Source organism: Pseudomonas sp. LBUM1661 (genome assembly GCF_059695925.1).
The window spans coordinates 5,241,212-5,261,164 of the sequence record NZ_CP166794.1 but is presented as its reverse complement, the minus strand read 5'-3'; the positions used below and the strand labels follow the sequence as shown (position 1 = coordinate 5,261,164).

The 19,953-nt window shown below is 61.2% G+C and carries 18 protein-coding genes; 12 read left to right on the top strand and 6 right to left on the bottom strand.

Annotated features, from left to right (window positions below; translation table 11 throughout):
• Positions 1-6 precede the first annotated feature (6 nt).
• The 5 genes from cysM to ACA057_RS24060 all read left to right on the top strand — a co-directional run bounded on the left by cysM (position 7) and on the right by ACA057_RS24060 (position 6,144).
• The gene (gene cysM, locus ACA057_RS24080) at positions 7-909 is read left to right on the top strand and encodes a cysteine synthase CysM (RefSeq protein WP_401363894.1); all 903 of its coding nucleotides are present in this window, start codon (positions 7-9) and stop codon (positions 907-909) included.
• Complete coding sequence (rlmD, locus tag ACA057_RS24075; RefSeq protein WP_497342929.1) at positions 909-2,261, top strand: 23S rRNA (uracil(1939)-C(5))-methyltransferase RlmD; 1,353 nt, start codon at positions 909-911, stop codon at positions 2,259-2,261. The genes cysM and rlmD overlap by 1 nt, the downstream gene beginning before the upstream one ends.
• Positions 2,262-2,384: 123 nt before the next feature.
• Positions 2,385-4,628 (top strand): GTP diphosphokinase, encoded by a 2,244-nt coding sequence (gene relA, locus ACA057_RS24070; protein WP_401363899.1) that lies wholly within the window; start codon positions 2,385-2,387, stop codon positions 4,626-4,628.
• Between the two features lie 111 nt (positions 4,629-4,739).
• Complete coding sequence (mazG, locus tag ACA057_RS24065) at positions 4,740-5,573, top strand: nucleoside triphosphate pyrophosphohydrolase (protein WP_497342926.1); 834 nt, start codon at positions 4,740-4,742, stop codon at positions 5,571-5,573.
• A 28-nt stretch (positions 5,574-5,601) separates the two neighbouring features.
• Positions 5,602-6,144, top strand: coding sequence for a DUF2058 domain-containing protein (locus ACA057_RS24060; protein WP_497342924.1), 543 nt, complete (start codon positions 5,602-5,604; stop codon positions 6,142-6,144).
• 70 nt (positions 6,145-6,214) lie between these two features.
• Here ACA057_RS24060 and ACA057_RS24055 read toward each other — a convergent pair whose 3' ends face one another.
• From ACA057_RS24055 to ACA057_RS24030, 6 genes are all read right to left on the bottom strand, one after another.
• Entirely contained in the window at positions 6,215-6,403 is a 189-nt protein-coding gene (locus tag ACA057_RS24055; protein ID WP_059406918.1) for a hypothetical protein, read from the bottom strand.
• Between the two features lie 366 nt (positions 6,404-6,769).
• Positions 6,770-7,990: a beta-ketoacyl-ACP synthase I gene (fabB, locus tag ACA057_RS24050; RefSeq protein ID WP_497342922.1), complete on the bottom strand. Its 1,221-nt coding sequence runs from the start codon at positions 7,988-7,990 to the stop codon at positions 6,770-6,772.
• 11 nt (positions 7,991-8,001) lie between these two features.
• On the bottom strand, positions 8,002-8,517 hold the full coding sequence (gene fabA, locus ACA057_RS24045; RefSeq protein ID WP_042560484.1) for a 3-hydroxyacyl-[acyl-carrier-protein] dehydratase FabA: 516 nt from the start codon (positions 8,515-8,517) through the stop codon (positions 8,002-8,004).
• A 247-nt stretch (positions 8,518-8,764) separates the two neighbouring features.
• Positions 8,765-10,672: an ATP-binding protein gene (locus tag ACA057_RS24040; RefSeq protein ID WP_497342920.1), complete on the bottom strand. Its 1,908-nt coding sequence runs from the start codon at positions 10,670-10,672 to the stop codon at positions 8,765-8,767.
• Positions 10,669-11,601: an ABC transporter substrate-binding protein gene (locus tag ACA057_RS24035; protein ID WP_497342918.1), complete on the bottom strand. Its 933-nt coding sequence runs from the start codon at positions 11,599-11,601 to the stop codon at positions 10,669-10,671. The genes ACA057_RS24040 and ACA057_RS24035 overlap by 4 nt, the downstream gene beginning before the upstream one ends.
• Before the next feature lies 1 nt (position 11,602).
• Complete coding sequence (locus tag ACA057_RS24030; RefSeq protein WP_497342916.1) at positions 11,603-13,726, bottom strand: TonB-dependent receptor plug domain-containing protein; 2,124 nt, start codon at positions 13,724-13,726, stop codon at positions 11,603-11,605.
• Between the two features lie 196 nt (positions 13,727-13,922).
• Between ACA057_RS24030 and ACA057_RS24025 the strand changes: the two genes are divergently transcribed.
• The 7 genes from ACA057_RS24025 (at position 13,923) to ACA057_RS23995 (ending at position 19,923) form a co-directional block, all read left to right on the top strand.
• Positions 13,923-14,948 carry an NAD(P)H-dependent glycerol-3-phosphate dehydrogenase gene (locus ACA057_RS24025; protein WP_497342914.1) on the top strand — a complete coding sequence of 342 codons (1,026 nt, stop codon included), beginning with the start codon at positions 13,923-13,925 and terminating at the stop codon, positions 14,946-14,948.
• A 43-nt stretch (positions 14,949-14,991) separates the two neighbouring features.
• Entirely contained in the window at positions 14,992-15,339 is a 348-nt protein-coding gene (locus tag ACA057_RS24020) for a DUF4389 domain-containing protein (protein ID WP_497342912.1), read from the top strand.
• Positions 15,336-15,788, top strand: a complete 453-nt coding sequence (gene sixA / locus ACA057_RS24015) for a phosphohistidine phosphatase SixA (RefSeq protein WP_497342910.1) — start codon at positions 15,336-15,338, stop codon at positions 15,786-15,788. Before ACA057_RS24020 ends, sixA begins: the two co-directional genes overlap by 4 nt.
• A 210-nt stretch (positions 15,789-15,998) precedes the next feature.
• On the top strand, positions 15,999-17,666 hold the full coding sequence (locus ACA057_RS24010; protein WP_497342908.1) for an AMP-binding protein: 1,668 nt from the start codon (positions 15,999-16,001) through the stop codon (positions 17,664-17,666).
• 32 nt (positions 17,667-17,698) lie between these two features.
• A complete protein-coding gene (locus ACA057_RS24005) occupies positions 17,699-18,142 on the top strand; it encodes a hotdog fold thioesterase (protein WP_497342906.1) in 444 nt (147 codons plus the stop codon).
• 123 nt (positions 18,143-18,265) lie between these two features.
• Complete coding sequence (locus ACA057_RS24000; protein ID WP_497342904.1) at positions 18,266-19,072, top strand: alpha/beta fold hydrolase; 807 nt, start codon at positions 18,266-18,268, stop codon at positions 19,070-19,072.
• A complete protein-coding gene (locus ACA057_RS23995) occupies positions 19,069-19,923 on the top strand; it encodes an alpha/beta hydrolase (RefSeq protein ID WP_497342902.1) in 855 nt (284 codons plus the stop codon). Before ACA057_RS24000 ends, ACA057_RS23995 begins: the two co-directional genes overlap by 4 nt.
• Positions 19,924-19,953: the final 30 nt, after the last annotated feature.

Here is a 19,953-nt window from a genome sequence, read left to right as displayed (position 1 = left end):
TACGCCATGACCTTGCAGTACCCAACCATCGCCGATTGCGTCGGCAACACTCCGCTGGTTCGTTTGCAGCGCCTGCCCGGCGCCACCAGCAATACCCTTTTGCTCAAGCTCGAAGGGAATAACCCGGCGGGTTCGGTCAAGGACCGGCCGGCGCTGTCGATGATCACTCGCGCCGAGCTGCGCGGGCAGATCCACGTCGGCGATACGCTGATCGAAGCGACCTCGGGTAACACCGGGATTGCGTTGGCCATGGCCGCCGCGATCAAGGGTTACAAGATGATCCTGATCATGCCGGACAACTCCAGCGCCGAGCGCAAGGCCGCGATGACGGCCTATGGCGCCGAGTTGATTCTGGTCACCCAGGAAGAGGGCATGGAAGGCGCCCGCGACCTCGCCCAGCGAATGGAAGCCGAAGGCCGTGGCAAGGTGCTGGACCAGTTCGCCAACGGGGACAACCCGGAGGCGCACTACACCACCACCGGCCCGGAAATCTGGCGCCAGACCGAAGGCACCATTACCCATTTCGTCAGCTCCATGGGCACCACCGGTACCATCATGGGCGTCTCGCGCTACTTGAAAGAGCAGAACGAGAACGTGCAGATCATCGGTCTGCAACCGATGGAAGGCTCGGCGATTCCGGGCATCCGTCGCTGGCCGCAAGAATACTTGCCGAAGATCTATCAGGCCGATCGCGTGGACCGGATCGTCGACATGGCCCAAAGCGAAGCCGAGGACGTGACCCGTCGCCTGGCCCGCGAAGAAGGCATTTTCTGTGGTGTGTCCTCGGGTGGTGCAGTGGCAGCGATGCTGCGTCTGTCCCGGGAAGTTGAAAACGCGGTGATCGTCGCGATCATCTGCGACCGTGGCGACCGTTACTTGTCGACCGGCATTTTCGACGCGCCCAACTGATGGCCAAACAAGAGAGAGGCCTGCGCTTCCAGCCCACGGGCGGCAGCAAGGCCCCGCAAGTCCCGACCGGCAAAAAGCAGCGCCTGACCATCGAGCGCCTGGCGAATGACGGTCGCGGTATCGCGTTTTTCGAAGGCCGTACCTGGTTCGTCATCGGCGCCCTGGCCGGTGAAGACATCGAGGCCCGCGTGCTCGGTGCCCACGGCAAGGTGGTCGAGGCGCGTACCGAGCGGGTGTTTCAAGCCAGCGAACTGCGCCGCCCGGCACCGTGCCCGCATGCCGGTCGCTGTGGCGGCTGCAGCGTGCAACATCTGCCGCACACCGAACAACTTGCCCTGAAACAGCGCATGCTCGCCGAGCAATTATCGCGCGTCGCCGGTGTCGAACCCGAAGAGTGGGCAGCGCCGTTGAGCGGTCCGGAATTCGGTTACCGCCGTCGCGCCCGGGTAGCGGTGCGCTGGGACATGAAAGCGAAAAAACTCGAAGTCGGTTTTCGTGCGGCGGGCAGTCAGGACATCGTGGCCATCAACGAATGCCCGGTGCTGGTACAGCCCTTGCAACCAATCATGACCCGCCTGCCGGAAATGCTCCGGCGCTTGAGCAAACCTCAGGCGTTGGGGCATGTGGAATTGTTCAGCGGTTCATCGCTGGCCGTGTTGCTGCGGCACATGGCGCCGTTGTCTGACGCCGACCTGACGATCCTCAAGGATTTCTGCGCGTTCCATGAAGCCCAGTTGTGGCTGCAGGGCGACGGCGAGCCGCAACCGGTCGAAGCCGATCAGTCGTTGGGCTATCGTCTTGAACAGTGGGATTTGAACCTGGCGTACCGGCCGGGAGATTTCATTCAGGTCAACGCCGGGGTCAACGAAGCCATGGTTGCCCAGGCGCTGGAATGGCTGAAGCCGAAAGCCGAGGAGCGCGTTCTCGATCTATTCTGTGGGTTGGGCAACTTCGCGCTGCCGCTGGCCAAAGCCGTTCGCGAAGTGGTGGCGGTGGAAGGCGTGCAGGCGATGGTCGAGCGGGCAGCGGAAAACGCCGCTAGCAACAATCTTCATAATGCGAAGTTTTTTCAGGCTGATTTATCCCAGCCTTTGACGGATGCCGAATGGGCCGGCGAAGGCTTTTGTGCGGTACTCTTGGACCCACCGCGTGACGGCGCTTACGAGGTCGTGCGCAAGCTGGCGTCCCTGGGCGCCAAACGGTTGGTGTATGTGTCGTGCAACCCGGCAACGCTGGCGCGCGATACGGTTGAATTGATCAAGCAGGGCTACCGGTTAAAACGTGCCGGGATTCTCGATATGTTTCCTCAAACGGCGCATGTCGAAGCCATGGCGTTATTTGAAGCGAGCTAGGAAGGCTCGTCTGGTCCGACTGGCCCGCCCGTGCAGCCGCGTACCAGCCCGACGTGGGCTCATGGGCAACGAAGGTCAGCGATTTTGACGCATTGAATCTGCGTCGTAGGGAAGGTAAGCAAGATGGTACAGGTGAGAGCACACCAGCCGATCAACACCGACGGCAGTATCAATCTCGAGGCTTGGCTCGATCACGCGGTCAGTGTCGATCTGGCACTGGATCGCGAAGCCTTGAAGGAAGCATGCGAGTTCGCTCGTGTGTCTGAACAACAGGCCAATGCGGCGAAGAATCTATGGTCCGAAGGGACCTCGAGTTTCCGCACGGGCCTTGAGATCGCCGAGATTCTCGCCGACCTCAAACTCGATCAGGATTCGTTGGTTGCGGCGGTCTTGTACCGCGGCGTGCGCGAAGGCCAGATCGAATTGCCGGCGGTCAGCCAGCGCTTCGGTCCAGTGGTCGCCAAGCTCATCGACGGCGTGTTGCGCATGGCGGCGATCAGCGCCAGCCTGAGCCCCCGTCAATCCCTGGTGCTGGGCACTCAGGGCCAGGTGGAAAACCTGCGCAAGATGCTTGTGGCCATGGTCGACGACGTACGCGTCGCGCTGATCAAACTGGCCGAACGCACCTGCGCGATCCGTGCGGTGAAAACCGCCGACGACGAGAAACGCAACCGCGTCGCCCGTGAAGTCTTCGACATCTACGCGCCGCTGGCTCACCGTCTCGGGATCGGTCACATCAAGTGGGAACTGGAGGATTTGTCCTTCCGTTACCTGGAGCCCGATCAGTACAAGCAGATCGCCAAGTTGCTCCATGAGCGGCGTCTGGATCGCGAGCGCTTCATCGCCGATGTGATGAGCCAGTTGAAAAATGAGCTGACCGCTACTGGCGTCGATGCCGACATCAGCGGCCGGGCCAAACACATCTATTCGATCTGGCGCAAAATGCAGCGCAAGGGTCTGGAGTTCAGCCAGATCTACGACGTGCGCGCCGTTCGCGTGCTGGTGCCGGAAATGCGCGACTGCTACACCGCGCTCGGTATCGTCCACACCCTGTGGCGGCACATCCCGAAAGAGTTCGACGACTACATCGCCAACCCGAAAGAGAACGGCTACCGCTCGCTGCACACCGCAGTGATCGGCCCCGAGGGCAAGGTGCTGGAAGTGCAGATTCGCACCCACGCCATGCACGAAGAAGCCGAGCTGGGCGTTTGCGCGCACTGGAAGTACAAGGGCACCGACGTCAAATCCGGTTCCAACCACTACGAAGAGAAAATCTCCTGGCTGCGTCAGGTGCTCGAGTGGCACGAGGAGCTGGGCGACATTGGCGGCCTGGCAGAACAATTGCGGGTCGATATCGAACCGGATCGGGTGTACATCTTTACTCCGGACGGTCACGCCATCGACTTGCCGAAGGGCGCGACACCGCTGGACTTTGCCTACCGCGTGCACACCGAAATCGGTCACAACTGCCGTGGCGCGAAGATCAACGGGCGCATTGTCCCGCTCAACTACAGCCTGCAAACCGGCGAGCAGGTCGAGATCATCACCAGCAAGCACGGCACGCCGAGCCGCGACTGGCTGAACTCGAACCTGGGTTACGTCACCACGTCGCGAGCGCGGGCGAAGATCGTTCACTGGTTTAAATTGCAGGCCCGCGATCAAAACGTCGCGGCCGGTAAAACCCTGCTCGAACGCGAACTGACTCGCCTCGGTCTGCCCGCCGTCGATTTCGACAAGCTGGCGGAAAAGGCCAACATGAAAACCGCCGAGGACATGTTCGCCGCGTTGGGTGCCGGCGATTTGCGCCTGGCGCAGCTGGTGAACCTGGCGCAGCAACTGGTCGAGCCGGAACGCGGCAACGAGCAGCTGGAACTGATCCCGCGCAAGGCCACGGGCTACAAGCCGGGCAAGCGCGGCGACATCCAGATCCAGGGCGTCGGCAACCTGATGACCCAGATGGCCGGCTGCTGCCAGCCGTTGCCGGGGGATGCAATCGTCGGTTACATCACCCAGGGCCGTGGCGTGAGCATTCACCGCCAGGACTGCGCCTCGGTGCTGCAACTGGGCGGGCGCGAGCCGGAGCGGATCATCCAGGTCAGCTGGGGGCCGGTGCCGGTGCTCACCTATCCGGTGGACATCATCATCCGCGCCTACGACCGTTCCGGTCTGCTGCGTGACGTGTCCCAAGTGCTGCTCAACGAGCGGATCAACGTGCTGGCGGTCAATACCCGCTCGAACAAAGAGGACAACACTGCGTTGATGTCCCTGACCATCGAGATTCCGGGGCTGGATGCACTGGGCCGGTTGCTGGGACGGATTTCCCAGTTGCCGAACATCATCGAAACCCGGCGTAACCGCACACCATGATCCCGACCCCTGTAGGCGCGAGGCTTGCCCGCGAAGGCGAGATGCCTGACACGCCGCCTTCGCGGGCAAGCCTCGCTCCTACAGGGGCCACGATGCTGAACGAGATATTTGATGTACAGCCTTGAAGACTTGCTGCACCTGATGAACCGCCTGCGCGACCCGCAATTCGGTTGCCCGTGGGACATCAAGCAAACCTACGCCACCATCGTCCCGCACACCCTTGAGGAAGCCTACGAAGTCGCCGACGCCATCGAGCGTGGCGACTTCGATCACTTGCAGGGCGAGTTGGGCGATTTGCTGTTCCAAGTGGTTTATTACAGCCAGCTGGCGCGGGAAGAAGGGCGCTTTGAATTCGATGGCGTCGTCGACAGCATCACCCGCAAGTTGATTCGCCGTCATCCTCACGTTTTCCCCACCGGCGATCTGTACGCGCCGCTGGACATTCCGCGACTGAGTGAAGAGCAGGTCAAGCAGCGCTGGGAGGAGATCAAGGCCGAAGAGCGCGCCGAGAAATCGTCGGCGCCCGAACAGCTGTCCTTGCTCGACGACGTACCCGCCGCGTTGCCGGCATTGTCCCGTTCGGCGAAGTTGCAGAAGCGTGCAGGGCAGGTCGGTTTCGACTGGCCGGACGCGTTGCCGGTGCTGGACAAGGTTCGCGAAGAACTCGATGAAGTGCTCGAAGCCATGGCCGATAATGACGCGGCAGCGATTGCCGATGAAGTCGGTGACCTGCTGTTTTCGGTGGTCAATCTGGCGCGGCATCTGAAGGTCGACCCGGAAACTGCATTGCGTGGCGCCAACAGCAAGTTCGAAAGACGCTTCCGTTTTATCGAACAGGCATTGCGCGACACCCACCGTCCCATAGAAGATTGCACCCTCGAAGAGTTGGACGCCCTGTGGGGCGAAGCCAAACGTCAGGAAAAGAATTTGCCCAGCTGCGGTTGAGCAGTTGCCTAAGTGAGAAATAAGCACCATGAGCATTTCCCTTCGCGACCAGTTGCTCAAAGCAGGGCTGGTCAACCAAAAGCAGGCCAAACAGGTCGGCAAAGAGAAACAGAAGCAGCAACGCCTGGCTCACAAAGGCCAGATCGAAATTGATGACTCGCAGCAGCGGGCGGCTCAGGAAGCCATGGCCGAGAAGGTCAAGCGCGACCAGGAGCTGAACCGTCAGCAACAAGAGAAGGCCGAGGCGAAGGCGCGTGCGGCACAGGTCAAGCAATTGATCGAAGTCTCGCGCCTGCCGAAGCTGACCACCGAGGACTACTACAACTTCGTCGACGACAAGAAGGTCAAGCGCATCTCGGTCAACACGCTGATGCGCAACAAGCTCAGCAGCGGTTCGCTGGCGATCGTGCACCACGCCGGCGGCTACGAAGTCATCCCCCGTGAGGCCGCCCTGAAGATCCAGGAGCGTGATCCGCAGCGCATCGTGCAGCTGAATGTGAAGACTGAAGAAGTCGCGACTGAAGACGATCCGTACGCGGCCTATCAGATCCCTGACGATCTGATGTGGTAAGCGTTTAGCGCTCGCTACAACGACAAACCCCGCTCATGGCGGGGTTTGTCGTTTTCAATGCTGTCATTGCTCAGGCGGATTGAAGCTCTCGTTGCTGTTCCAGTTTTTCCAGTTCGGCCTTGTAGCTGTGGGCGTCGGTCTCGGAGTGAAACATCCCCACCAACATGCCCTGTTGGTGCACGTCCCAGATCCGGATACCGGCGGCTACGCCTTCGTGGGACTTATGTGAATCGTCGCGTTCAGTTACTTTTACAGTCATCTGCTAGCTCCAATCTCTGTTATCTGCAGCAAGGCGTGTGCAGGCCTCTGTTATATGTTTGGTTAGCTTGCTATGTAAACGACTGAGTTTGGCAACGGACTTTTGCAAAATCAGAAAAAGTCCTGCAGCCCGCCAAATACGCGGCATTTGGTCGCAGGCCCCCGAGTTTCATGACGAAAGCTTCATGTTCGCGAGGTAGAACAGCGCGGCGGAAGTACCACCTGTAGGAGCCAGGCTTGCCGGCGAAGGCGTCCTTGCGTGCGCCGTCGCCGGCAAGCCTGGCTCCTACAAAAGCCAAAACAAAGGCACAAAAAAACGCCCCGAACCAATCGGGGCGTTTTTGTGTGCTGCGTAGCGGGGCGGGTATTACTTACCGGCCCAGCGCTTCAGTACCAGCGTGGCGTTGGTGCCACCGAAACCGAAGCTGTTGCTCATCACGGTGTTGATGGTGGCGTCTTCGCGAGTCTTGGTCAGGATTGGCATGTCAGCCACTTCCGGGTCCAGTTCGTCGATGTTGGCGGAACCCGCCATGAAGTTGCCTTCCATCATCAGCATGCAGTAGATCGCTTCGTGAACGCCGGCGGCGCCCAGGGAGTGACCCGACAGGCTCTTGGTGGAGCTGATGGCCGGCGCCTTGTCGCCGAACACTTCACGCACACCTTTCATTTCCATGACGTCGCCGACCGGAGTCGAGGTGCCATGGGTGTTCAGGTAGTCGATCGGGGCATCAACGGTGGACATGGCCATCTGCATGCAGCGGATGGCGCCTTCGCCGCTTGGCGCGACCATGTCGTAGCCGTCGGAGGTCGCGCCGTAGCCAACGATTTCCGCGTAGATCTTCGCGCCGCGAGCCAGAGCGTGTTCCAGCTCTTCGACCACGACCATGCCGCCACCGCCGGCAATGACGAAACCGTCACGCTTGGCGTCGTAGGCACGGGAAGCTTTTTCCGGGGTTTCGTTGTACTGGCTGGACAGCGCGCCCATGGCGTCGAACAGGAACGATTGGCTCCAATGCTCTTCTTCACCGCCGCCGGCGAACACGATGTCCTGCTTGCCCATCTGGATCTGTTCCATGGCGGTACCGATGCAGTGAGCACTGGTGGCGCAGGCAGACGCGATGGAGTAGTTCAGGCCCTTGATCTTGAACGGGGTGGCCAGGCAAGCGGAAACGGTGCTGCTCATGGTCCGCGTGACGCGGTAGGGGCCGACGCGTTTCACGCCTTTCTCGCGCAGGATGTCCAGCGCTTCCATCTGGTTCAGCGTGGAGGCGCCACCGGAACCGGCGATCAGGCCGGTACGCGGGTTGGAGACTTGCTCATCGGTCAGACCGGAGTCAGCGATGGCGTCTTTCATGGCCAGGTAGGCGTAAGCCGCCGCGTGGCCGACGAAGCGATAGATCTTGCGATCGATCAGCTCCTCGAGTGGCAGGTCAATGGAGCCGGAAACCTGGCTACGCAGACCCATTTCAGCATATTCCGGGTTGAACCGGATGCCAGGGCGGCTTGCACGCAGGTTAGCGGAGACGGTCTCTTTGTCATTGCCCAGGCACGATACGATGCCCAGACCAGTGATAACGACGCGGCGCATGCGGATAACCCTTAGAAGTTTTCAGTGGAGGTGAACACGCCGACCCGAAGGCCTTCGGCGGTGTAGATTTCGCGGCCGTCGACACTGACCGAACCATCGGCGATAGCGAGGTTCAGCTTGCCTTTCAGGACGCGCTTGATCTGAATGTTATACGTAACTTTCTTGGCGGTCGGCAGGACCTGACCAAAGAACTTCACTTCGCCCGAACCCAGGGCGCGACCGCGGCCCGGCAGACCTTGCCAGCCGAGGAAGAAGCCGACCAGTTGCCACATGGCATCGAGGCCCAGGCAGCCCGGCATCACCGGATCACCTTCGAAGTGGCAGGCGAAGAACCACAGGTCCGGAGTGATATCCAGCTCGGCGACCAATTCACCTTTGCCGTACTTGCCACCCTCTTCACTGATGTGGGTGATGCGATCAACCATCAGCATGTTGGGGGCGGGCAGTTGCGCGTTACCTGGGCCGAACAGCTCACCGCGACTGCAGCGCAGCAGGTCTTCCCGAGTAAAGGCGTTTTGTTTGGTCATGCGAGCTCCTCAATAGTCCCATGCGGCAGGTGGGGCAAATCTTCCCGGCCGATCGAAGCGTTCATGCCTCGAGTCAGCAGCCTACTCATAGACTATTGCGTTGTGGTGAAAGTCACAGCACCAAGGACATGAATGTACACTTGTGCACTGAAATTATTATTCAAGCCCCTTTTCGGGCCTGTTCGGGTGCCTAAGACTGCCGCACTTTCGCCTTTCACGCCAGTCACAGATAGCCGAAAGGCCTGTACTACTGCACCCAGCGCTGCAGAATTTGCTGCAGATCAGTCCGTTTGAAGGGCTTGGCCAGGTAATCGTTCATGCCCGCCGATAAACAGGCTTCGCGGTCGCCCTGCAAGGCATTGGCGGTCAAAGCGATGATCGGCAAGTCCGTGCAGCCGGGCAATTGGCGGATCTGTCGGGTGGCCTCGTAGCCGTCGATGATCGGCAGTCGGCAATCCATCAGGATCGCTTCGAAAATCAGACTCTCGGCACTGCGCACCGCTTGCGCGCCATCGGTGGCGACGCTGACAGTAAAGCCCAGACTGCGCAACATTGCCTCGATGACCGTCTGGTTGACCGGATTGTCTTCCACCAACAGCACGTTGCGGCCTGCACCTTCGTCGTTACCGTTGCCAGCCTGTGCACGCGGCGCCAGCACCGGCAGTGTCTGTTTATACAACGCCAGCGGAATTTCCAGGGTGAACACCGAGCCGTGACCCTCTTCGCTCTGGGCGCGCAAGGTGCCGCCCATGCGTTCAGCCAGCGTGCGGGCAATCGGCAGGCCCAGCCCGGTGCCGCCGTAACGTCTTGAAATAGAACTGTCGGCCTGCTGGAACGCGTTGAACATCGATTCCAGGCGCTCCGGCGAGATCCCGATCCCGCTGTCGCGCACGGTGCAGGTGAACCACAACAGTTCGTGGTCCAGCGACTGCCACTGCGGTTCGATGCTGACGCGGCCCTGCTCGGTGAACTTCAGCGCATTGCCGATCAGGTTCACCAGGATCTGCCGGATCCGCGTCGGATCGCCCTGGACTTGCAGCGCGTGCATGTCCTCGGGAATCACCAGTGCCAGGTCAAGTTTGCGTTGTATGGCGCTGTGCTGGAACGACTGGGCGCAACTGCTGATCAGGTCGGCAAGGTTGAACGGAATGTGCTCCAGCTCCAGTTCCGAGCGCTCGATGCGCGAGAAATCGAGAATGTCGTTGATCACTTTGAGCAGGTGCTCGGTGGACTCCGAGGCGAGCGCCGCGTATTCGACCTGCTCCTCGGTCATTTCAGTGGTTTCCAGTAGTTGCAGCATGCCCAGCACGCCATTCATCGGCGTGCGCAATTCGTGGCTCATCATCGCGAGGAAATCGGATTTGGCGTTGTTGGCCTTTTCCGCTTCTTCGCGCATCTGGATTAGCTGCGCCATCGCCTGATGCTGTTCGCGGCTGGCTTGTTCGAGGCCGCTGGCGAGGTTGTTGATGTGTTGCGACAGTGCGCCGAGTTCGGCGTCGTCGACAATCGGCAGCGGCGTTTTGTAGTCGCCGTCCTGGATGGCCTTGACCGCGTTGCCGATGTCGCGGATCGGTTGTGACAGACTCCGCGCCAGGCGCCGGGCGACCAGAAAAGTGAACAGCAGTGCGAACAATGCAAGGATCCCGGCCTTCAACAGGATTTCCTGCTGACGCTGGCTGAACGCGTCATTCGACAGCCCGACGATCACCCGCCCCAGATAGTCCTCGGCGGGGGCCGCGCTGGCGACTTTACTGCCCTGGAAAAAATCATTGTGCAGCGGGATCCGCTGCAACCGCACGGGCGCCTGGAACACTTCGACCTGGTGCGAGCGGGTGTGGGTTTCCGACGGTTGCTCGACGTACACCAGAATCCGGTTGGCGCTGTCCTGCACTTCCAGGAACCGTACATTGGGCGTGGCCAGGGTGGCCTTGAGCAAACTTTCGAGCACCTCGTTGTTGCCCGAGATCACCCCGTACTCGGTGGCCGGCGCCAGTTGGTTGGCGATCAGTTGGCCGGTGTGGTTGAGCTCCTGGCGCAAGTCCTGGATCCGCACGAAGGTGAAGAAGCTGATCAACAGCAGCGTCAGCAACAGGGCCGGGCCAAGGCTGATGATTTGCGTGCGGGTGTTGATGTCCCAACGACGACGGAAGGTCATGGGCGGCGTTCTCCTGCGGCCAACTGTGTTGCGACAAACGCATCAGGCATCTGTTCAATCCCTAAAGAACGTGCCACTTGCGGGTTACTCAAGACTTTGAAATGTTGCGGGTAGTGCGCGCGCGGCCATGTCGCTGGAGGCCGGTCGAGCAGGTCGTTGAGAATTTCCAGCCAATCACTCTGATCGCTGTAGGTGCTGGCCAGGCTGCCGGCCTTGACGAATCCGGGGTTGGGGCCGATCAGCGCCATTTGTCGCGCGTAGCTGCTGAGCAGCAGATTCTTCGCGGTTTTCGGGTTGTACAGGTCGGGATCGTCAAGGCCCAGCAGCACGTCGCTGTTTTTCAGCAGTGTCTGCAACGGCCGGCTGTCATTGGTGTTGTCCCAGCGCTCGGGGATGACCTCAAGGCCCAGGGACAGGGCGGTCTGAGCCAACTCTTTCAAGAGGAATTCGCTGTGATCGTCGTAGAGCACACCCACGCGTTTGGCCTGGGGCAGGAGGATTTGGGTCAGGCGCAATTGCCGGTCCAGGGGCTGGTCGCTCCAGAGCAGGGTCAACCTTGAGGGGCGAGCCGTTCCCAGGCGTTGGCGGGCTTGCAGGCGACTGATGCGCAGCACCAGCGTCGCCGGGCCTTGGGCGTCTTGCAGACGCCAGTCGAGGCTTGGCAAGTCGAGGAGAATCAAGCGGGTGCTGTCAGGCAGTTTGTTCGGTGCGGGTAAATTGGCCAGTGGCTGGAAGCGCACACTGTCGTCGAGGCGCATTTCGCGCAGGGCCTGGGCAAAAGATTGCACGGCCGGGCTGTCTTCAGCGCCGGTCAGCAGAATGTCCGCGGCCCGTGCCGGCAGGCTGGACAACCAACCGGCAAACACCAGGCACAACCCGGCCAGCAGGCGGCCAAGGATTGGCGTCTTGCGTGACGGGCGCTGAGGCATCTTAGAACGCCATCTCCGCGCTGAAGTAAAGCACCCGCCGCTCGTCGTAGTTGTTGTCGACAAACGTGGTGGGCTGATGGTCGAGGCGTTGCTGGAGTACCCCGGCCAGTTCCAGGTTGGCCTTGCCCAGGCCGATGCGTTTGGCGATGCGTGTGTCGACCCGTTCGAAGCGGTAGCCATTGAGGGCGTCGTCGCCATAGTAGAAGAGGGCGCTGTTCCAGCCGTGGCCCCAATCACGCAGCCAACCCGCGGAGCCGCTGTTGCGGGCGGTCTGTTGCGCGTCCAGCGGATTGCTCGCCTCGGCGTCGACGTAGGCGTAGGTCAGGCGCAGGCGATCGGCGCTGCCGATTCTCCAGTCCAACTGGGTTTCCGCCCCGGAGAAGCGCGCTTTGTTCGAGTTGCTGGCGATGTACTGATTGTTGCGCAGCGGTTCGCTGATCATGCCGGTGATTTCGTCGTAGAACAGCTTCACATCCACCGACAGTCCCCACTGGGCGAAGTAGCCGTTGTAGCCCAGTTCCCGAGAACGCATATGTTCCTGTTCGAGATTGCCGGGGCCGCGGGTCTTGACGAAGTAGCGGGCACTGGACTGGCCATAGGCACTGGGCCGCAGGTTGGTCACCTGGTAGCTCCAGTTGACGTTGTTCTCGAACATGTCCGGCGACCGGATGGCTTCCGAGTACACCGCGCGCAAACCGTGGCGCGGATTGATCAGGTAATTGACCGCCACCCGCGGGGTCAGCGAACTGCCGATCAATTGCGAGTCTTCGAACATCGCACCGCCCTGCAGCAGCCAATGCTCGGTGGCGCGCCACTCGAGTTGGCCGAACGTCCGCCAGGTGGTGTCGTCGAGGGTGCCATTGAAGTAGGTCTCGGAATCTGCCCGGTCGTAACGATAGTTCATACCGCTGACCAATCGCAGACTGTCGGACAGGCTGAGGGTGTCTTGCACTTCGAGGTCGTAGCGCGTTTCCCGACTGCTCTGGTCGATGTCGCCACAGAGGGTTCGCCGGGCGCCGTTTGTCCATTGGCTCAGCACCTGATTGGCCAGGGCTTGTTCGGCCGGCGTACCGGCCGGGGCGCCAGTGCCGGTGAAGCGTTCGATGTTGCGGGCCAGGCGTTCGGTGTAATTCGGGTTGAGCTGCCAGAGTTCGGTCAGCTCCGGGCTGAACGAGACCTCGGCGTCGCAGGCGCGCCAGGTTTGCTGGCGATCCCAATGTTGGGCCGAACCCTGGATATAAAGGCTGTGATCGGGATTGATGTCGAGGTTCCAGCGCAAGGAGCCGGCATAATCCTTGGCGACCACGTCGGAATTTTTCCCCGCGTCGGTAATCCCCGAGAACACCGGTCGATAGGTGTATGGCCGCTGGTTGGTGCCGTCCTTGGCATTCAATTGCCAATCGATGCTCTGTTGTTCGTCGAGCGTCTGGCTGACGGCCAGGTTGAAGCGGTTCAAGCGACGACTGTCGTGATAATTGTCACCCTTGCGATCCGAGTCGAAGCCATCGTCCTGTTGACCCGACAGCGACAGGCGCAGATCGCCGCCGTCCCAACCCATGCCCTGGCTGGCATAAAAGTCGTCGATGCCGCGCTGCCCACGGGTGATTTTCATCCGCGTGCCGTGGCTGTCCGCCGGGTTGCGCGTGATGATGTTGACCACCGCCATCAGCGCGTTGGCGCCATAGCTGACGGTGTTCGGGCCGCGGAACACTTCGATGCGCTCGATGTCTTCCATGGCCACCGGAATATCACTCCAGTCCACCGTGGCCAGGCCGGCGCGGTACACCGAGCGGCCGTCGATCAATACTTGCAGGCGTCGCGCCTCGCTGGCGTTGGTGCCGTGGTAGTTCACGGCGGCCTGATTGCCATTTATGTTGCCGACCATCATTCCCGGCACCAGGCGCAACAACTCACTGATGTCCCTGGCGCCACTGGCATTGATCAGAGCGCTGTCGATCACCGTCATGCTCCCCGGCACGGCGGCTGGCGACTGCTTCAAGCGTGTCGCGGTCAGCACTTGCGGCACGGGCTCACTGTCGAGGAACAAGTCGTCGGCCAGTAACGGCGAGCTGAAGACCAGCGCCAATACCAGCGGCGAGCGAGGTGAGGGAGACCCAAAAGACACAACACATCCTTGATAGCGTTTAACTGGCGCGCATGTTAACCGAGCTGATGGACTTTTCCAGTCACGATGCCGGCATTTTCCTCGGATTTATTGGTCTTCTTCATACAAGTGCCGGTAATTGATGCTGGGGCTGGCCGCCACTGGGCCGCTCCGTATAATGCCGACATCGCCACTGGTATGGATTAACGGATTGCATATGACTGAACAGCGCCCAATTGCGGTCCTGGGAGGCGGAAGTTTTGGTACCGCCGTGGCTAATCTGCTGGCCGAGAACGGGCATCAGGTCCGACAGTGGATGCGTGACCCCGAACAGGCCGAGTCCATTCGGGTCAATCGCGAGAACCCGCGTTACCTCAAAGGCATCAAGATTTTGCCGGCCGTGGAACCGGTCACTGACCTGCAGGCGACCCTGGACGCCTGCGACCTGTGCTTTGTCGCACTGCCGTCCAGCGCGCTGCGTTCGGTACTGGTGCCGCACGCCGATCGTTTGAGCGGTAAATTGCTGGTGAGCCTGACCAAAGGCATCGAAGCGCATACGTTCAAACTGATGAGCGAGATCCTCGAAGAAATCGCCCCACAAGCGCGCATCGGCGTGTTGTCCGGGCCGAACCTGGCCCGTGAAATCGCCGAACACGCGCTGACCGCCACCGTCGTCGCCAGTGAAGACGAAGAGCTCTGCGTGCGGGTGCAGGAAGCGCTGCACGGTCGCACCTTTCGCGTCTACGCCAGTGCCGACCGCTACGGCGTCGAGTTGGGCGGGGCGTTGAAAAACGTCTACGCGATCATCGCCGGCATGGCGGTGGCCCTGGGCATGGGCGAAAACACCAAGAGCATGCTGATCACCCGGGCATTGGCGGAAATGACGCGCTTTGCGGTGAATCAGGGCGCCAACCCGATGACCTTCCTCGGCCTCGCGGGCGTCGGCGATCTGATCGTCACCTGCTCATCGCCGAAAAGCCGCAATTACCAGGTCGGGTTCGCCCTCGGCCAGGGCTTGAGCCTGGAAGATGCGGTCACTCGCCTGGGTGAAGTCGCTGAAGGGGTCAACACCCTCAAGGTGCTCAAGGCCAAGGCCCAGGAGGTGGGCGTGTATATGCCGCTGGTCGCCGGGCTGCACGCGATCCTGTTCGAAGGGCGCACGCTGAATCAGGTGATCGAGTTATTGATGCGCGCCGAACCGAAAACCGACGTCGACTTTATTTCCACCAGCGGTTTCAACTGAATTTATCGACAGCCGACTTATCTACAGAGGCAGGGAGCGAGACATGAACGATCCGAAAGTGGAAGCCAAGTACGAATCCATCCTGCTACGGGTGTTGTGGATGATCGTCTTCTTGCTGGTCTGGCAAGTGGCGCAATTCATCCTCGGCGCGGTGGTGCTGGTGCAGTTGATCTATCGTTTGTTCTATGGCGCCCCGAGCGCCAGCCTGATGAACTTCGGCGACAGCCTGAGCCAGTATCTGGCGCAGATCGGTCGATTCGGCACGTTTCACAGCGACCAGAAACCCTGGCCGTTCGCCGACTGGCCGACGCCGCGTACACCGGAAGGCGAAGCGCCGCACGTGGTGGCGCCAGCCCCGCATCCGGCCCGAGATGAGGAACCGAAACTATGAAACTCTGGGTATTACGTCATGGTGAAGCCGAGCCACACGGCACACGCGCAGACTCCGAACGGGAACTGACTGCCCACGGTCGTGAAGAAGTCCTGCGCACCGCCGCCGAACTGATCGGGAAACCGATTACGGCGATCTATGCCAGCCCTTACCGGCGAGCGCAGCAGACCGCACAGCTGGTGCGTGAGGCGCTGGGGTTCGCGCCGGAGATCCGTACGGTTGAATGGCTGACCCCGGATTACAGCCCGCAAGTGGTCTCGGAGCAGTTGGTGTCGGTGGACCGCGCCTTGCTGGTCAGTCATAACCCGCTGGTGGGCAATCTGCTGGGTTACCTGCAGCACGGCCATGTGCAGGATCCGGAAAGGGTGGCCACCGCCGGCCTGGCGGAGCTGGAAGGCGATCTGCCGCTGGCCGGGGCGATGAAGCTCAACGGCATCAAACACCCGTAATATTTGTCGGGATCGGGCTGTTGTGGGAGCGTGGCTTGCCCGCGATGGCATCGCTTCGGCCTCTTTGATAAACCGCGGTGCCTGCATCGCGGGCAAGCCCGGCTCCCACAGGTTCTGCTTCGGACCTGATATTTTTGTGTGAAATAGTCAACCAAGCAACCGCTTGGTTGACTACGCTTGCTCCAGACCAAAAACAAAGGAGCGAGTCGCATGCCTGCTGCTTTTCGTTTGCCGCTGGACGTCTTCTACGAGCGTGAGGCCCGTCATCCGCGCCAGCGCTTTCTGGTCCAGCCGATGGGCGGCGGACAAGTCGAAACCCTGACCTGGGGCGACGTCGGCCATCAGGCCCGCTGCGCTGCGCACTGGCTGCGGGCCCGGGAATTGCCGCAAGGCAGTCACATCGCCCTGATCTCTAAAAACTGCGCCCACTGGATCATCGCCGACCTGGCGATCTGGATGGCCGGGCATGTCTCGGTGCCGCTTTACCCGAACCTCACCGCCGAGTCCGTGGCCCAGGTGCTGGAACACTCCGAAGCGGCGCTGGCGTTCATCGGCAAACTCGACGACTGGCCGGGCATGTCGCGCGGGGTCAATCCGGATCTGCCTACCATCAGCCTGCCGCTGCACCCGCAAGGTACTTTCAATTACAGCTGGGCCGACCTGCAACGCAGCTCACCGATCCAGGACGATCCCAAACCCGGCGCCGATCAGCTGGCGACCATCATCTACACCTCCGGCACCACCGGCCTGCCCAAAGGCGTGATGCACAGTTTCGGCAATCTGGGGTTTGCCAGCACGCGGGGCACCCAGTTGTTCGGCCTCAATGAGTCGGATCGACTGCTGTCCTACCTGCCGCTGTGCCACGTCGCCGAGCGGATGTTCGTCGAGATGGCATCGATCTACACCGGCCAAACGGTGTTCTTCGCCGAGAGCCTCGATACCTTTCTCACCGATTTACGCCGTGCGCGACCGACCGCGCTGTTCGGCGTACCGCGCATCTGGACCAAATTCCAGATGGGCGTCTACAGCAAGATTCCGGCAAAACGCCTCGACTTCCTGCTCGGCCTGCCCTTCATCGGCAAGCGGGTCGGGCACAAAGTCCTTGCCGGTCTTGGGCTCGATGCCTTGCGCATCGCCCTGTCCGGCGCGGCGCCAGTGCCGCAGACCTTGCTGCTGTGGTACCGCAAATTGGGGCTGGATGTGCTGGAGGTGTATGGCATGACCGAAAGCTGCGGCTACTCGCACATTTGCCTGCCGGGCCAGAACAAACCCGGCTGGATCGGCAAGCCCTGCCCGGAGGTCGAAGTGCGGATCGCCGATACGGGGGAGGTGCTGGTGCGCAGCGGCGCGACCATGCTCGGGTATTTCAAGGAACCCGGGAAAACCGCTGAAACCATCACCGAGGACGGCTTCCTGCGCACCGGTGACAAGGGCGAGGAAGACGCCGAAGGCAACCTGCGCCTGACCGGGCGCCTGAAGGAGATCTTCAAGACCAGCAAAGGCAAGTACGTGGCCCCGGCCCCGATCGAAAATCGCCTGGCAGTGCATTCGCGGATCGAGCAAGTGTGCGTGGTCGGCGATGGTTTGAGTGCGCCGCTGGGGTTGTGCGTGCTCTCGGCGGTCGGTCAGCAGGACGCGGGCGGGACGGCGCGCGCGAGTTTGCATTCGAGCCTGGAAAAATTGCTGGAGGAGGTCAACGGCGTGCTCGACAAACACGAGCGCTTGCGGCGTCTGGTGGTGGTCAAGGACAGTTGGGCGGTGGAAAACGGCTTCCTCACACCGACCCTGAAAATCAAACGCAACGTGATCGAAGCCACTTACGGCGCCCGCTTCGAAGAATGGAGCGAGCGCAGTGAAGCGGTGCTGTGGCAGGATTGAGTCACGAATAAAATCGACAAAGGAAAGCAACGATGAGTCTGTGGCGTACCACTCCCAACATCGAGCAGTTGAACGCAATCCAGAAAAACACCATCGGCGAAGTGCTGGATATTCGCTTTGAAGCCTTCGACGAAGAGTCCCTGACCGCGAGCATGGTCATCGACCACCGCACGCACCAGCCTTACGGTTTGCTGCACGGCGGCGCCTCGGTGGTGCTGGCCGAGTCCGTCGGTTCCATGGCCAGTTACCTGTGCATCGACGCCAGCAAGTTCTACTGCGTGGGCCTGGAAATCAACGCCAACCATTTGCGCGGCTTGCGCAGTGGACGGGTCACGGCGGTGGCCAGGCCGATTCACATTGGTCGCACGACGCACGTCTGGGATATCCGTTTGACCAGCGACGAGGGCAAGGCCAGTTGCGTGTCGCGATTGACCATGGCGGTAGTGCCGTTGGGTGAAACCCCTCCCGCCCGCTAACACAATCCCGTGTAGCAGCATCACGCTGACCGGACTGTCATCCTTCCTGGCAGTTACGGTCATTGCTCCCGGACGCTGTCTTACAGACAATCAACCCTTGTTTTCGTTGATGGATCGACCGGTATGTCGCAGCAGATATTTTTCGCCCACGCCAATGGCTTTCCTTCGGGCACCTACGGCAAGTTGTTCGCGGCGCTGGCGCCCGAGTATCAGGTCGCGCATCTGCAACAGCACGCCCACGACCCGCGTTTCCCGGCGGACGACAACTGGTACAACCTGGTCGACGAGCTGATTCATCACCTCAAGCAACAACCGGAACCGGTGTGGGGTGTCGGCCACTCCTTTGGCGGCGTATTGCACCTGCACGCGGCATTGCGTTGCCCCGAACTCTATCGCGGTGTGGTGATGCTCGATTCGCCGGTGCTGACCCGCGCCGATCAATGGGTGATCCGTGCCGCCAAGCGTTTTGGTTTCATCGACAAGTTGACGCCCGCCGGCCGTACGTTGGGCCGCCGGGAAGAGTTCGCCGACATCGAAAGCGCCCGGCGCTATTTCGCCGGGAAAACCCTGTTTCGCGGTTTCGACCCGGAGTGTTTTGACGCCTACCTGCAACACGGTCTGCACCAGGTCGGCGACAAATTGCGCCTGCGTTTCGACCCAGCCACGGAAATCAGCATCTACCGTGGCGTGCCCCACACCAGCCCTGGCCGTGCACGGCAATTGAAAGTGCCGCTGGCGGTGGTTCGCGGGCACAAGAGCCGGGTGGTCATGCGCCATCACGCAAGCGCTGTCGGGCGCATGCCGCTGGGCGAGTCCCTGACCATGCCCGGCGGCCACATGTTTCCCCTCGAACGTCCGCAAGACACCGCCGCGCTGCTGAAGAATCTGTTCAGCCGCTGGGAAGGTCGTCGCCAACAGGATTGCGCATGAGCAACGTCGTCGAAGAAGTCCGCCTGAGCCTGCCGCACATCGAATTGGCCGCGCATCTGTTCGGTCCCGAAGACGGTTTGCCGGTGATTGCCTTGCATGGCTGGCTGGACAACGCCAACAGCTTCGCCCGGCTGGCGCCGAAGCTCAAAGGCTTGCGCATCATTGCCCTGGACATGGCCGGTCACGGTCACTCTGGGCATCGGCCGACCGGCGCTGGCTACGCGATGTGGGACTATGCCCATGACGTGCTGCAAGTCGCCGAGCAGCTCGGACTGAAGAAGTTTGCGTTGCTGGGGCACTCCATGGGCGCGATCGCATCCTTGATCATCGCCGGGTCGATGCCCGAGCGTGTCACGCATCTGGCGTTGATCGACGGCATCATTCCTCCTACCGACAAAGGCGAAAATGCTGCCGAGCGCATGGGTATGGCCCTGCAGGCGCAGCTGGACCTGCGGGAAAAACGCAAACCGGTCTACAACACCCTCGACCGCGCCATCGAAGCCCGGATGAAAGGTCTGGTGGCGGTCAGTCGCGAAGCCGCCGAACTGCTGGCCCAGCGTGGCTTGATGCCAGTGCCGGGCGGTTACACCTGGCGCACCGACAACCGCCTCACGCTGCCATCGCCGCTGCGTCTGACCACTGAACAGGCCATGGCCTTCGTCCAGCGGGTCAGTTGTCCGGCGTTGTTGGTGGTTGCCGCCGACGGCATGCTCGCCAAACATCCCGAGTTGCTGGAACGTCTACCCTTTAGCCGTGAACAGCTGCCTGGCGGCCATCATTTGCACCTGAATGACGAACCCGGTGCCGACCTTGTCGCAGACTGTTTCAATCGGTTCTTCGCCGTTCCTTGACTTGCGCCGGGCAACTGTCGAGGCTGGGCG